This window comes from Bacillus sp. C1, from assembly GCF_054570475.1.
The window spans coordinates 556,734-571,970 of record NZ_JBTMZT010000002.1 but is presented as its reverse complement, the minus strand read 5'-3'; the positions used below and the strand labels follow the sequence as shown (position 1 = coordinate 571,970).

General features: G+C 37.2%; 13 protein-coding genes, 1 pseudogene and 2 other annotated features. Of the genes and pseudogenes, 5 read left to right on the top strand and 9 right to left on the bottom strand.

What is annotated here, in order from left to right; translation table 11 throughout:
- Nucleotides 1–214: 214 nt before the first annotated feature.
- Together ACX5JI_RS09355 and ACX5JI_RS09350 are read left to right on the top strand one after the other, a co-directional pair.
- A pseudogene (locus ACX5JI_RS09355) lies at nt 215–1,683 on the top strand (RNA-guided endonuclease InsQ/TnpB family protein).
- A 91-nt stretch (nt 1,684–1,774) separates the two neighbouring features.
- Nucleotides 1,775–2,608, top strand: coding sequence for a hypothetical protein (locus tag ACX5JI_RS09350; RefSeq protein ID WP_459500800.1), 834 nt, complete (start codon nt 1,775–1,777; stop codon nt 2,606–2,608).
- Nucleotides 2,609–2,622: 14 nt separating this feature from the next.
- Here ACX5JI_RS09350 and ACX5JI_RS09345 read toward each other — a convergent pair whose 3' ends face one another.
- Entirely contained in the window at nt 2,623–3,306 is a 684-nt protein-coding gene (locus tag ACX5JI_RS09345) for a DUF2278 family protein (protein ID WP_459500799.1), read from the bottom strand.
- Between the two features lie 97 nt (nt 3,307–3,403).
- Nucleotides 3,404–4,900, bottom strand: a complete 1,497-nt coding sequence (locus ACX5JI_RS09340; protein ID WP_459500798.1) for an L-lactate permease — start codon at nt 4,898–4,900, stop codon at nt 3,404–3,406.
- 162 nt (nt 4,901–5,062) lie between these two features.
- Here ACX5JI_RS09340 and ACX5JI_RS09335 point away from each other — a divergent pair, with 162 nt between their 5' ends.
- Together ACX5JI_RS09335 and ACX5JI_RS09330 are read left to right on the top strand one after the other, a co-directional pair.
- Nucleotides 5,063–5,623 (top strand): DUF4240 domain-containing protein, encoded by a 561-nt coding sequence (locus ACX5JI_RS09335; protein WP_459500797.1) that lies wholly within the window; start codon nt 5,063–5,065, stop codon nt 5,621–5,623.
- Between the two features lie 257 nt (nt 5,624–5,880).
- Nucleotides 5,881–6,243 (top strand): hypothetical protein, encoded by a 363-nt coding sequence (locus ACX5JI_RS09330; RefSeq protein WP_459500796.1) that lies wholly within the window; start codon nt 5,881–5,883, stop codon nt 6,241–6,243.
- A 193-nt stretch (nt 6,244–6,436) separates the two neighbouring features.
- Here ACX5JI_RS09330 and trpA read toward each other — a convergent pair whose 3' ends face one another.
- The 7 genes from trpA to trpE are packed head-to-tail and all read right to left on the bottom strand — an operon-like array spanning nt 6,437 to nt 12,769.
- On the bottom strand, nt 6,437–7,198 hold the full coding sequence (gene trpA / locus ACX5JI_RS09325; RefSeq protein ID WP_459500795.1) for a tryptophan synthase subunit alpha: 762 nt from the start codon (nt 7,196–7,198) through the stop codon (nt 6,437–6,439).
- A gap of 3 nt (nt 7,199–7,201) precedes the next feature.
- Nucleotides 7,202–8,395 carry a tryptophan synthase subunit beta gene (trpB, locus tag ACX5JI_RS09320; protein ID WP_459500794.1) on the bottom strand — a complete coding sequence of 398 codons (1,194 nt, stop codon included), beginning with the start codon at nt 8,393–8,395 and terminating at the stop codon, nt 7,202–7,204.
- Complete coding sequence (locus ACX5JI_RS09315) at nt 8,392–9,006, bottom strand: phosphoribosylanthranilate isomerase (RefSeq protein WP_459500793.1); 615 nt, start codon at nt 9,004–9,006, stop codon at nt 8,392–8,394. The genes trpB and ACX5JI_RS09315 overlap by 4 nt, the downstream gene beginning before the upstream one ends.
- Nucleotides 9,003–9,764 (bottom strand): indole-3-glycerol phosphate synthase TrpC, encoded by a 762-nt coding sequence (gene trpC / locus ACX5JI_RS09310; protein WP_459500792.1) that lies wholly within the window; start codon nt 9,762–9,764, stop codon nt 9,003–9,005. The genes ACX5JI_RS09315 and trpC overlap by 4 nt, the downstream gene beginning before the upstream one ends.
- Nucleotide 9,765: 1 nt before the next feature.
- Nucleotides 9,766–10,791 carry an anthranilate phosphoribosyltransferase gene (gene trpD, locus ACX5JI_RS09305; RefSeq protein WP_459500791.1) on the bottom strand — a complete coding sequence of 342 codons (1,026 nt, stop codon included), beginning with the start codon at nt 10,789–10,791 and terminating at the stop codon, nt 9,766–9,768.
- Nucleotides 10,788–11,375 (bottom strand): anthranilate synthase component II, encoded by a 588-nt coding sequence (locus tag ACX5JI_RS09300; protein WP_459500790.1) that lies wholly within the window; start codon nt 11,373–11,375, stop codon nt 10,788–10,790. The genes trpD and ACX5JI_RS09300 overlap by 4 nt, the downstream gene beginning before the upstream one ends.
- On the bottom strand, nt 11,372–12,769 hold the full coding sequence (gene trpE / locus ACX5JI_RS09295; RefSeq protein WP_459501063.1) for an anthranilate synthase component I: 1,398 nt from the start codon (nt 12,767–12,769) through the stop codon (nt 11,372–11,374). Before trpE ends, ACX5JI_RS09300 begins: the two co-directional genes overlap by 4 nt.
- 72 nt (nt 12,770–12,841) lie before the next feature.
- Nucleotides 12,842–13,081: a binding site (T-box leader), on the bottom strand.
- Between the two features lie 64 nt (nt 13,082–13,145).
- Nucleotides 13,146–13,384, bottom strand: a binding site (T-box leader).
- A 307-nt stretch (nt 13,385–13,691) separates the two neighbouring features.
- On the opposite strand from trpE, the gene putP reads away from it, so the two are divergent.
- A complete protein-coding gene (gene putP, locus ACX5JI_RS09290; protein WP_459500789.1) occupies nt 13,692–15,158 on the top strand; it encodes a sodium/proline symporter PutP in 1,467 nt (488 codons plus the stop codon).
- The last annotated feature ends 79 nt before the right edge of the window (nt 15,159–15,237 follow it).

The following is a 15,237-nucleotide window of genomic DNA, read 5'->3' as shown; positions in this document are numbered from 1 at the left end:
TTACGTTCTCCAAATTCTCGGTAAATAAATCTTTTTCTACATCAGCTCCTTATACAAATTTTACTTTTTCTATCATATCTTTCGAGAGGACTCCCACCTCTAAACATATGTACAGGTGGTGAGGTGAATCGAAAAAAATATTTTATGTTCAAGTAAAATGATAGGAATGTATGTTCTTGTTTTGGTATACTATCCGTAACAAGAAGGTGAAAAAATGACAACGGAAAAGAAAAAAAATTGTAAAACGCTTCAAATTTGGATTAAAAAGGACATCGTATGTATTCTTATTTTCAAGAATCTTGCCAACATGCGAAGAATATGTACAACACGACAAACTTTTATATACGACAAGTGTATACAGGTTTGACACAAAATAAGGAGTTGCAACCTTTACAAAAAGAAGTTTTAGATACAATTGCTAAAAACATGTGGAAGATGAATGATACACAAATTCTTGCCTATCAAAAGAATGTGGAAAAAGAGAAAACAAAACCAAAAGAAAAACAAAAAGAAGTGAAATGTAAATTGTTTTCAGCACCAACTACAGAAAAACCGTATGTAGATTACTACTTTCTGGATGCATTATTTAAAGCGATGATTCAGAGTGATTATCGTGCTTTGCCTACACAATCTAGTTAATCCATCATGAAAAACGTATTCCAAAATTGGAAGTCTTTTTTTGCTAGTTTAAAAGATTATAAAAAGAATCCCCACAAATACACTAAAAAACCTAGCATTCCAAAGTATATTCGTTCTTCTGAAAAGGAAATCTTGTATACAAACCAAGATTGTGTCATTAAAAATGATACGTTTTTAAAGTTTCCAAAGACAAAATTACAATTGAATATTGGGAAATTAGGGTTTACTGAAGAGAAACTGAAACAAGTTCGTGTCATTCCAAAATACAATGCGTATGTAGTGGAATTCGTGTTAGATGTTCCTTCAAAACAACAAATTGTTGAAGAGAATGGTCGTTATATGAGTATTGATTTAGGTATTGATAACCTTGCAACCATTATAACAAACACAGGTATAAAGCCTGTACTTGTTAAGGGCAAACATGTCAAAAGCATAAATCAATATTACAACAAAATGAAGAGTTACTTTACAAGTGTCCTCAGGCAAGGTAAACAAACAAGGAAAGGACCTTTTACTTCAAAAAGAATAGAAAAACTTCATCAAAAGCGTTACCTGAAAATAAAAGACATCTTTCATAAAGTGAGTCATCATATTGTAAAACTGGCTCAAGAAGAGAGAGTTTGCCAAATCATTATTGGTCAAAACAAAAGTTGGAAACAAGAAACTGATATGGGAAAGAAAAATAACCAAACATTTTGCCATATCTCGCATCGTGTATTGATTCAAATGATTACATCCAAAGCAAATGCAGTTGGCATTCAAGTTATTGTAACCGAGGAATCGTACACGTCAAAAGCAAGTTTTCTAGATCATGACTTCATTCCAACGTATGGAACAAATGACCAACATGCAACATTTTCAGGAAAACGAATAAAACGTGGTATGTATCGTTCTGCGAAAGGCATCGAAATCAATGCAGACGTAAATGCTGCGGCGAATATTTTACGAAAAGTAGTCCCGAATGCATGGAAAAACGGGATAGAGGGGTTAGGCGTGAAACAGCTCGCTAGTGTGTTAACCCCGCTGACGTTAATCGTCCGTTAGGTCGAAATGTTAGAAACCTCCACTTCAAGCTTTGCTAAGTGGGGGAGTATTCATATACAATATGTAAAAAATAATAGATTGGACGAAACCGATGGAGCTAGCATACTCTCTTTTTCATATATTCATAACAAGTTTAATACAATTATTCTCTTTAATCGGTATTATGATTGTGATTGGTTTTATATTAGGGTACTTAGAATCCCTTACCCGCACATACTGGATGAGAGCTTTTGGTAGAAAAGGTTTCCTTTTATCAGCTTGGATTGGCGTACCTATTCATGAACTTGGCCATGCTGTTATGTGCATTTTGTTCCGCCATCAAATCACTGGGGTTCAATTGTTCCCAACTCATACAACCGATGGTTATTTAGGTTATGTAAGACATCAATATAATCAAAGAAGCATCTATCAAAGGATCGGAAACTTTTTCATTGGGATTGCTCCTATTTTTTCTGGAATGGCTACTTTACTATTTTTGATGTATTATTTCGTACCGCAATCGTATTCAGTATTTATACATGCTCTCGAAACAAATACTCAAACTGCTTCTATTAATATTGATATGGTGCAAAATATTTTGTTATCATCACTTCTCATATTAAAAAGTCTTTTTACGATTAGTAACTTATCTACACCTTCCTTTTGGATTTTTCTTTTTATCGCAATTTGCATCTCTGCACACATTGCCTTAAGTAAACCAGATATAGAAGGTTCGGTAGACGGTATCATTACTATATTTATCTTTTTATTCCTCTTCAATATAGTAGCAAGGCTGTTTCATTATGATAGTAATGTTCTAATCGGAAATATGGTGAAATATAATATGTATGTACTTACTTTCTCTAGTATCGCTATACTATTTTCATGTATCGCTGTATGTATCAGCTTTATTTTCTACAAAATGAAAACAGCTAGTTCGAGATGAACTAGCTGCTTTCATTAATCTTCCCCTTTATAATTACACTGTTCCACTGGAACACGAGCATGCCCCTCTTCGTCTGTACACCAAGACTGCGACTGAAACGCAAGGAAAATCCCAATCCATTGCTGCTTTTTCTCAAAATGAATGAGTAGGCCACCATCTTGCCATGTCCCATCATCTCCCTGCCACTTCTCCACATTCCCTTGATTCATATGAATATCATGTATCCCATTACCAGGTTTAAAGTGAAAATATCGATCAGGCACATTGTATTCCGGACCCCATCGTTCTCCAAATGCATAAATAATTGCCTTTTCTTCTATTGCTCGTTTTATATAATGTTCTATTTTTTCATTTAAATCATTATTCTCTCCTGACTTTTCAGGTGGTAGAGGAATCATCTGCTTTGAATCAAATAGATTTCCTCTTACATAATCTAAAGCAATTTTCGGTTCATTATTTTTAATTTCTGTAAATCCAAATGGTAATGTCGGTAAAATCGTAATCGCTTCCGATTTCATATTTTCACTTGCATAATACAGTACTTCTGATGGATAGCTCTGTGATTTCACATTAATTGCAATACGATAGTCTACTCCTGATTCACCTTGCAAATGAACTTGATAATGAGGTGTTTTCCCTTTTCCAATCATAGATTGTATTGCTGTACCTTTTAAGACGCCATAGTTTTTTAAAGGCATGGAATCATCTCCTCTTCATGAAATAGAAACACTTGTTCTTTTATAAATTATCCACTAATAAAGAAAAATCCTCCTAAAAGCAGAGGATTTTTCTTTGTTAGTGTAATATATACCACCCAGCAACTTCCACTACTACAAGCAACACTGCTCCTAAAATCATAAGCGTTGTCTTTTTCAATAGTTCGTTTTCACGAAATGGAATATTACATAAATAAGCGCCCAGTGTAATCCGTGATGGACAAGCGATCGTCGCTACAGATGAGGCTGTATTTTGAAGAGTTGTCACGTATTGCCACGGAAGCCCTACGTTTTGCGCTGTTTGCATTTGTAGTTTTATAAACATCGCATTTGACCCTGCGTTACTTCCCGTTAAAAAACCACCAATTCCGCCAATGAAAGGTGCTACAAAGACAAATAACGTTCCAAATGTATTTCCTGCTGCTTCCGCTAATAATGTGTGCATACCCGCACTTCCCATTAATTCTGAAATGGCAATAAACATTGTCGTTGTAATCGCAAATGGTATCCATTGTTTTATCGTTTGCGACAAAGATTGTTTTATGATGGCAGACGGAATTCGGAAGAAAATAATTGTAAATAAACAAGTAATACCAAGCCAAAATCCAGGTGAGTACAATAGTTCTAGTTTATATGAATAAGATGGTAGATCAAGAACAGCATACGATTGTAACATAGTATGTAACGGCGAAATTAAACGAGAAAGCAAGATACAAACAGTTAAAAATAAATAAGGACTTATAATTTTTATAATAGAAACTTCTCTCTCTACAGTGGCAGCATGTTCTGATAACAATCCCTTTCCTTGCTTCGCCGTTATTTTAATGATAAGAAAGCCAAATGTAATTGTTACAATAGAACTTAAAATTCCAGCTAATTCTACACTCACATACGCATTAGAAAAATAGATTGATACAGAAAATAAAAGAAAAAAGCCAAATGCTTCTTTCCATTTTTGTTTCACCGCTCGCCAACCACCAACTACATATAAGGAGAGAATAATAAAGTATGCAAAGATTGGGACGCTTAATAACGCCGTGCTAGAACCAAAGTTTACTAATGGCATATTAATAAGCTGTGAGCCAATAATTGTACCGGTTGCCATCGCTCCCCATGAACTCGCCAATAAACCGATAAAGGATAATAGAACTGCTTGAAATGGTTTATAACCAAGTGAGAGAAAAATAGGAGCAGCCACCATAAAACCGATTCCAAATCCACTTACCGATTCAATAAGAGGACAAATTCCAAAACACATCAGGAGCATTTGTAGCAATCGATCGTGTGTAACCTGTTCCATAAACCGTGCAACTTGATTAATGTATCCCATTTTGTTCATCAAGTGAAATAAAAAAATACCAAAAAACAAAACATAACCAACAATAAAACAAATGAGTCCACCCTTAATCGTCGCATGAACCACTTCACCGATTTGCAAGCGAAACATCGGTGTTAGTAAAACGATTCCACCGCATACAACATAGGAAATTAGCGATGCTTTTAACGATGTTTGCTTACATATAAATAAACAAATAAAAATCATCATAATCGGAAGAAGGGCTAACAATACATCCATATCATCATCTCATTTCTTATAAAATACAATTGTATCTATTGTATAACAGATAACAAGAATTTCAATTCGTTTTGCAACAGTTTTTTTATTATCCTTTATGACGTTAATTACCAAAAATATGCTACACTACTATAAAACACCATTTCAAAAGGAGTGCTAACAATGAACAAAAAACAATTTTGGCAATTGATTTCCGAAATGAATCAACAAAACGAAACGAGAGATTGGTTCATTGAACAATTAGCTGCAAAGTCCACAAGCGAAATTACAGACTATGAAATTCATTTCCAAACAGCATTATCTGAATCTTATACTTCTTCTCTATGGGCAGCCGCTTACATTATTTTAGGTGGATGCTCCGATGATTCATTTGATTACTTCAGAGGCTGGCTCATCGCATGTGGACAAGAGGTATTTGAAGCCGCTTTAAAAGATCCTGAGCATCTAGCAACCTTAATTCCTACTTATTATGAAGAGGAAGAAATAATTCCAGAATTTGAAGAAATGTTAAGTACCGGACTTGAAGCTTTTACCCTAAAAGAAACAGGGGATACAGATTGGAATGAGAAAATATGGGAAAAATTTTCATTATTACTCGATGAAAAAGGATATGAACCACTTAAGCAAGAAATCGAATTTGATTGGGAAGAAGATGATGAAGAAGGGTTAGCAGAACGTTTCCCACAACTTTGGAAGCGTTTTGGTGAGAACCCGTTAGGTTAATTGAAAAAAGAAAGATTTTTAGTTAAATGATATTATAAGTTTCGCACCATTGATTAAACTAAGCTTATCCATTCTAATTCTCCTAATTTAATAGATATAGAAACGATTCAATGGGAAGTCTGTTCTTCTTATATTCAAAGTCTTTATATTCTAATTTGGCGTTTATAAAATCCTCGTCATCCCCCATCGTTGTCATTATAAAAATGATATAATTCACATATTATCATTCCATTTCATACAAGTTAGGAGGTTTACATATGGGAAGAGAAGTACATTTTGATCATGATAGTATGACGCTAAAATTAAATGGCATCACAGGATTCTTTGCTTTAAAATTACAATTAAAAATCCCTTATCATACAATTAAAAGTGTATATGTTGACTATTTTGATGCCCCGCAGTGGATGCTCCGGATGCCAGGAACTTCAATTTCAGCACTTAACATTTTTGAAGGGAGCTTTAAATACGCCGATGAATGGTATTTTCTCTCTTATGAAAACCGAGTACCTCTTATTATGATCGAACTAGAAGGTCATGAAAAATACAAATATGTCTTTTTTGAAATGGATAATCCAACTAGCATAACAGCCGATATTCGGAAACATATACGAGATTTATAAGTAAACAGCTTTTCAGCAAGAAGAGGTTCCTTTACAGAGAACCTCTTCTTGTCGTTATTTGTCTGCTAGTCGATATCCTTTGTCGAATCGCTGATATATTTCAATTTGCGTTGATATATTATGAGAAACGGTCGATATATTTGAAAAATCGCTGATAAAATTTCATTGACTATTAGCTTATCCCCATAATTTCTTATTTCACCGCAGCAATCAGCCCACAAATTTCCTCATGTGCTTCCGCCTCTAATAATTCAATTACTTTACTACCAACAACAACGCCATCACACGCTGAAATCATCTCTTCTATATGCTCGCTTGTTGCGATACCAAATCCCGCAACGACCGGAAGATGAACATGCTCTTTCACCTTTTCTAAATAGCTATGAAGCTCTTGTCTAAACCCCTGTCTAACTCCTGTAACCCCCGCTACTGTTACTGCATAAACAAATCCTTGTGCCTCGCTCGTAATTTTCTCAATTCGCTCAACCGGACTCGTTATTGTAACGAGCGGAATGAGAGCGATATTCGCATCACGAAGAAGTGGCGCCATAATCTCTTGTTCTTCATATGGCAAATCTGGAACGATGATTCCATCAATACCAGATTCAAGGCATCTTCCTATAAATCGTTCTTTTCCAAATGCTAAAACCGGATTTAAATAGGTCATAAGCACAAATGGGATATTCACTTCTTTCCTTACTTCCGCTAATGCTTCAAAAATGCCTTCAAGCGTCGTTCCATTGTCTAACGCTCGTTTGCCGGCTCTTTGAATGGTAGGACCGTCGGCAACTGGATCTGAAAAAGGAATGCCAATTTCAATTACGCTTGCTCCTGCTCTATCGAAAAAACAAATTTGTTCTTTTAACTTCTCAAGTCCTCCGTCTCCGCCCATTACATAAGGGATAAATGCTTTTTTTCCATTTCGAAATGCCGCCGTAATTCTTTCTACACCCATTTGTTACACCTCTTCCATATAACGTTTTATACTTTCAACATCTTTATCACCGCGGCCCGATAAGCAAATGATAAGTCCTTCACCTTGCTTTATTGTAGGAGCGAGTTTCAGTGCATATGCTACAGCATGCGAGCTTTCTAATGCCGGGATAATTCCTTCTTTTTTCGTTAGTAATTGAAAAGCATGCAGTGCTTCTTCATCTGTAATGGAGTTGTAAGAAACGCGGCCAATATCTTTTAGCAAGCTATGTTCTGGCCCAACGCCTGGATAGTCTAGTCCTGCTGAAATAGAATGTGCTTCTTGAATTTGTCCCTCTTCATTTTGAAGGAGATACATCATAGAACCATGTAAGACGCCTACACTTCCTTTCGTTAATGTTGCGGCATGCTCCTTTGTATGAACCCCTTTTCCCGCTGCTTCTACGCCGTAAAGAGCAACTTCTTCATCGTGTACAAACGGATAAAACATACCCATTGCATTACTTCCGCCGCCGATGCAAGCGACAACAGCTTCTGGCAATTTTCCTTCTAGCGCTTCATATTGCTTCTTCGTTTCTTTCCCAATTACACTCTGAAAATCACGTACCATTTGCGGGAATGGATGCGGTCCAAGAACCGATCCCATCACGTAATGTGTATCATGTACATGTGCAACCCAGTAGCGAAGCGCTTCGTTTACCGCATCTTTTAACGTTCCACTCCCTGCTGCAACACTTTCTACTTTCGCTCCTAACAACTCCATACGAAAAACGTTTAACTTTTGACGTTTTATATCCTCTTCTCCCATAAAAATGACGCACTCTAAACCGAGTAAAGCACAGACGGTCGCTGTTGCAACTCCGTGTTGTCCAGCTCCTGTTTCAGCGACAACCTTCTTCTTACCCATCCTAACTGCAAGAAGCGCTTGCCCAATTGTATTGTTAATTTTATGAGCTCCTGTATGATTTAAATCTTCACGCTTTAAATAAATCTTTGCTCCCCCGCAATACTTTGTCAGGTTCTCTGCAAAATAAAGTGGTGTTTCCCTTCCAACGTATGTTTGTAAATAATGCTCTAATTCCTTCTGAAAGGCTTCATCTTGCATCGCTTCTTTATACGATTCTTCTAATTCTAAAACGGACTGCATGAGCGTTTCGGGAACGAAACGTCCCCCGTATATACCGTAGTGACCTGTTTCATCTGGATATGCATACTTCATCTAGAACACTCCTTCACTTTTCTAATAAATTGTTTCATTTTCTCGCTATCTTTCTTACCATCTGTTTCTATACCGCTGCTCACATCTACCATGTAAGGCTTCACCACTCTAATCGCTTCTGTAATATTTCCAAGATGTAATCCGCCGGCTAAAATGCTCTTTTCTCGTATTTCTGCCTGCAAATGCTTAAGTAACTTCCACGAAAATGTTTTACCATTGCCGCCATGAAACTGTTCTTTCGGACTATCAAATAAAATAAACTGAGCTTCATAGTCTATTGACCGTTTTATATCTGCAATCGAATTGACACCAACCGCCTTTATAGACGGAATATTCAATCTTTTGATCGACTGGTTATTCTCATCCCCATGTAGTTGGACGTGTGTTAAACGACAATACCGGGCAATTTCTTGGATTGTCTCTACTGATTCATTTACAAAAACACCAATTTTCATAACGTCAGCTGGTAATTCTGTAATGATCTGTTTTGCTTTTTCAGGTGTAATTTCCCGTTTACTTTTCGCAAATACAAATCCAATTGCATCTGCTCCATATTCGCACGCTTTCTTTGCTGTTTCTACATCAGTAATTCCACAAATCTTTACTTTCATGTCGTCACCTTCAATAATTGAAAGAAGTCCTGTGCAGAAGGTGCAGTCATAAGCGCTTCCCCAACGAGAATTCCTTTTGCACCAGCCTCTCGCACGCGTATAATATCTTCTTTCGTTTGAATTCCACTTTCACTAATCCAAAGCATATTTTCTTCGTTTAATCGTTTTCCTAGCTTTTCAGTTGTACGAATGTTCACTTCAAATGTTTTCAAATTACGGTTATTTATTCCGATGACATGCGGCCTTAACTCCAGCGCTATTTCTAATTCAGCTTCATTATGAACTTCCACAATCGCTTCTAGACCAAGTTCCTTTACGTATGCAAATAGCTCTTGTAATTTTTGCTTAGATAAAGCTGCAACAATGAGTAAAATAAGGTCGGCACCTGCCTCATACGCCCGGTCAATTTGAATCGTATCGATAATAAACTCTTTACATAGGAGCGGAATATTACTATGTGCTCTAGCTGTTTCTAAATCGTGAAAGGATCCTTTAAAAAATTGACCATCCGTTAAAACAGAAACCGCTCCTGCGCCGCACTCTTCATACGTCTTTACTTGTTTTGCGACATCTACATGTAAATTGATATCGCCTTTAGACGGAGAGGCTCGCTTCATCTCAGCAATGACGGTGAAATTTTGCAGTGTTTCTACAAGAGAGTGTACCTTCCGTTTTTGTTTCACTGGCTTATATGTTTCACGCAACACGTCTACTTCTTTCTTTTTCTCTTTAACAATCTTGTCTAAAATAGTTTTCATTTTAGTTCACCTTCTCCAATTTGTTATGACTTGCATGAATGAGCCCATTCAATTTTGTTAGTGCCTTTCCAGAGTCAATACTATGCGCCGCTAACTCAACCCCTTCTGCAATCGTCTCCACTTTTCCACTGGAAAAAAGAGCAAGCCCCGCATTTAGTAAGACCGTATCGCGGTATACACTCTTTTCTCCCGCTAGCACCCCTAGTGTAATACGCGCATTTTCTTTTGCATTCCCGCCTCTAATTTCTTCATTGCTCGCGCGAGAAAATCCATATTCTTCTGGTTTAATATTTTCTTCGATAATTTTGTTATCTTTTACAATCACAACATGATTTTCTCCTTGCAGAGATGCCTCATCTAAAAATCCACTTCCGTTTACAACGAGCGCTTGTTTTCTACCAAGCTTTCGCAATACTTCTGCTACTGGGCGCAGCATATCTCGTTTGTATATACCAACAAACTGCGTTTCTAACTCAATCGGATTCGTAAGTGGCCCAATCAAATTAAAAATTGTTGGTACGTTTAACTCTTTTCTTATTTTCATAATGCGCTTCATGGCTGGGTGCATTGCTGGTGCGAATAAAAAGGCAATTCCTACTTTCTCTAATAAATAATCAATCTCTTTTGGTGTACACGTAAGCTTTACACCGAGTTCTTCTAATAAATCGGCACTCCCTGTTTTACTAGAAACAGCGCGATTCCCATGTTTCGCCACCTTTACTCCAGCTCCGGCAAGTACGAAAGCTGACGTTGTACTAATGTTGAATGTTTGTGCACCATCCCCGCCCGTTCCGCAATTATCCATCGCTCCTTTTATATTACTTGAAAATGGCTGTGCCTTTTCCCGAAGAGCACGAACAAGGCCATATATTTCATCTGCTGTTTCTTTCTTTGCTTTTAGTAATACTAAAAATGCTGCTATCTCACTTTCTAATGTATCTTCATGTAACAATACAAGCCCTGCTTTATACATCTCTTGTTCTGTTAAATTTTGTCCATCTACTAATTTACGAAGATAATGATTCATATCATGTTCCCTTCTTTCGCATTGGATAAAAATGCACGTATTAATTTCCCGCCCTCTTCTGTCGCAATTGATTCTGGATGAAACTGCAATCCGAAAAGTGGATAATAATTGTGACAAACTGCCATAACTTCCCCATCATCCATCGCTGTTGCTAATACTTCAAAACACTTTGGGATCGAGTGCACTGCTGCGACGAGTGAATGATAACGCATTGCAGTAAATGGCTGCCTGGCATATGAAAATATCGATGTGCCATTATGTTTTATCTGTGACGTTTTTCCGTGTTTAATCTGTTTTGCTCCTACAATTTCTCCGCCAAATGCTGAAACAATCGCTTGATGTCCAAGACAAATACCAAGGATCGGAATTTGTTTATAGAAATGCCGAATTACCTCAGTGCAAATCCCTGCATCCTCTGGTTTTCCCGGTCCTGGCGAAAGAATAATTGCTTTTGGTTTCATTTCTTCGAGTTCTTGAATCGTCACTTTATCATTTCGCAATACAACAATCTCTTCTCCATATGCTCCTAACAATTGATACAAGTTATAAGTGAACGAATCATAGTTATCAATGAGTACAATCATTTCATTACCTCCAAAAGCGCTTTCGCCTTATTTAATGTCTCCTCATATTCAGCGCTTGGATCTGAATCATAAACAATTCCGGCTCCCGCCTGCACATATGCTTTCTCGTCTTTTACAACCATTGTACGAATTGCAAGCGCCATATCGAGGTTTCCAGAAAACGCTATATAACCTACTGCTCCTGCATATACGTTTCTTTTTTCCGCTTCTAATCTATTTATAATTTCCATCGCTCTAATTTTCGGAGCTCCGGATACAGTGCCTGCTGGCAAACAATACGCTAACGCCTCAAAACAGTCTGTATTTTGTCTCAATATTCCGTTAACTTCAGATACAATATGCATAACATGTGAGTATTTTTCAACTTTCATATACTTATCTAGTTCAACAGAACCAACTTCGCTCACCCGTCCGATATCATTTCTCCCTAAATCTACAAGCATCATATGTTCTGCACGCTCTTTTTCACTTGCTAACAACTCTTTTTCTATCGCTTCATCCTCACGCTTTGTTTTTCCGCGTGGTCTTGTTCCTGCAATCGGATTTGTCATCACCTTATCCCCTCGCACAGACAGTAAACTTTCTGGTGAAGAACCAAGTACGACATAATCTTGAAAATCAATGTAAAACATATACGGTGATGGATTTGCTATGCGAAGTTTACGGTATAGCACAAATGAATCACCTCGAAATTCACTTTGCAATCGCTGCGATAACACAACTTGAAAAATATCCCCCGCCCGAATGTATTCTTTTGCCTTCGCTACCATTTCGCAAAACTTCTCTTCTGTTACAGAAGAAGTAAAAGATAAAGAAGATTGTATTTCTGTTACTAGTTTCTCTTCTCCATGTAACACATGCCCCTTATATACTTGCAGTCTCTCATACACTTCTTCAAACGAGTTCGTATCATCTTCTCTACATACATATACAAACGATAATTTTTGACGTAAATGATCATATACAATAAACTCTCGGTACAGTAATACATGAACTTCTGGAAGATTTACCGGATCAAACAACTCTTCACCAATATCCTCATATTGCCGAATGACATCGTAACCAATATATCCAACTGCTCCTCCGCAAAATGGAAATGGGCTTTCAATGTCCGTTGGCGCAAGCGTCTTTTTTAATATTTGTAATACATTTCCTTCTACTTGCTCCTCTTTCCCATCTATCGTAATTTCTACTTTTTCACCACTACTTTTTATTTCTCCGTATGGATTACATCCTAAATAAGAATAACGTCCTTTATCTTGATGAAGTTGTGAGCTTTCAAATAAAAATTTTTTCTCACCTTTCATCCTCAGATACAAAACAATCGGCGTCACACTATCTCCTTCTTCTTCATCAATTACTAAAAATGTTTTTCCCTGTCTCTTCTCTATCATAAATTGTTCTTCTGTTATCACGACTTTCACCTCACTCTGAAAAATAAAAAAGTCCTCTGCATATCGGAATATGCAGAGGACGATAAATTTACCGCGGTACCACCTCGTTTGGATGCAAAAGCACCCCTCTTTATTCAGGTACAAATATATACCTTATCCTTGTAACGGCGGAACCCGGGTTGCCTACTTCTTTCGGTTCAGCATACCTCTCGTAAGCCCATTCCGCATATGGCACCGCACCGGGCTCCCACCTATCCCCGGCTCTCTGAAACGTCTCCAATATGCGTACTCTTCTTACTTAAGCGATTTTACTTATTCATTTTTATATAGATAGTTCAACAAACATTTATACACAAAAAGGGAGTACTCATCCTATAGAAAGGACGGGTACTCCCGTGGTGCCACCTTAATTCGTTACAAATGTAACGCACTTTGCCGTATCAAAAGTTAATACGGGTCTCTTGTATCGATGAGATCATGTCGCCAAAGCCTACTTCTTTCGGTTCGGTTTGGAAGCTCCGAAGGCCATTCCGTATTAATTCCATACTGATTCGCACCAACCATCAGCTCTCTGACATGTTCATAATACGTACTCTTCTTCATCAACGCTTGCATTTTTTAAGTTGAAATCATTATATGTCTTAACTTTTCTATAAGTCAATACTTTTTCAAAAAAAAAATATTTATCTCTTCATTCAATATTATATTGACAAAATGACCTATTTCTATGTAAATATAATAAATACTCTATTTAAATTAAGGTTTTTTGCCAGAAGATTATATATTCTAAAAATAAAATCACGTCAAAAAACGCTTACATTTCAGAAAATTCGTATTTATATATGGATTTTCTGAAATAATCATGATAGATTATAAAGGTGCAAAGTTCATCAAAAGACATTACAAAAGGAAGGGGAACTACATGAGTACGCAGATGTTAATTTTAACTTCTATCTCTATTTACATGCTCGGGATGTTAGTCATTGGCTATTTTGCCTATAAACAAACATCCAACTTAACAGATTATATGCTTGGCGGGCGTACACTAGGCCCCGCAGTAACAGCATTAAGTGCCGGAGCAGCCGATATGAGTGGCTGGCTGTTAATGGGATTACCCGGTGCAATGTTTAGCGTTGGATTAAGTAGTAGCTGGATTGCGATTGGCCTAACACTTGGCGCATACGCAAACTGGATCTATGTCGCTCCTCGCTTACGTACCTACTCAGAAATTGCAAACAATTCTATTACTATCCCAGAATTTTTAGAGCATCGTTTCCATGATGCATCTCATATGCTACGCCTTGTTTCTGGACTTGTTATTATGACCTTTTTCACATTTTATGTAGCTTCAGGATTCGTCTCAGGTGCTGTATTATTCGAAAATTCATTTGGACTAAATTATCATGTTGGATTACTTATTGTTGGAGGTGTTGTTGTAGCTTACACATTATTCGGCGGTTTCTTAGCTGTAAGCTGGACAGACTTCGTGCAAGGAATCATCATGGTAATTGCTCTTGTGCTTGTTCCAATCGTAACAATTATGCATGTAAACGGCCTTGGACCAGCATTTGATACAATTAAATCTATTGACCCAGCCCTATTGGATATTTTTAAAGGAACATCCGTATTAGGTATTATTTCATTATTCGCCTGGGGGCTTGGTTATGCTGGACAACCTCATATTATCGTGCGCTTTATGGCTATCTCATCTGTAAAAGACATTAAAAGCGCACGCCGAATTGGTATGGGCTGGATGATTTTTTCTGTAGCAGGAGCTATGTTTACCGGTCTTATCGGTATCGCTTACTATTCAAAAGCCGGATTAAAGCTCTCTGACCCAGAGACAATTTTCGTTGAACTAGGTAACATTTTATTCCATCCATTAATTACTGGATTTTTATTAGCAGCGATTTTAGCGGCGATTATGAGTACAATCTCTTCTCAGCTTCTTGTTACATCAAGTGCAGTAACGGAAGACATATATCGAACATTCTTTAAACGTTCTGCATCTGATAAAGAGCTTGTATTTGTTGGGCGTATGGCCGTTCTTGTTATTGCACTTATTGGGTGCGGGTTAGCATTTAAACAAAACGACACGATCTTAGCGCTTGTTGGCTACGCTTGGGCGGGCTTCGGTTCTTCATTTGGTCCGGTTGTTTTACTAAGCTTATACTGGAAACGTATGACAAAATGGGGCGCGCTAGCTGGAATGATTGCTGGGGCTGTAACTGTTATTACGTGGACACAATTTAAGTTTTTAAAAGACTTTTTATACGAAATGATCCCAGGATTTGCTGCAAGCTTACTTGCAATTATTATCATTAGTTTATTAACAAAAACTTCAAAAGAAGTTGAAAAGCAGTTTGAGGAGTTTGAGAAAACTGCATAATATTTTTAAATAAGGAACTTCCGCTTGTGTCATCAAAGCAGGAGTTCCTTTCTTTTACCCACTCTTCGACAACATTCTC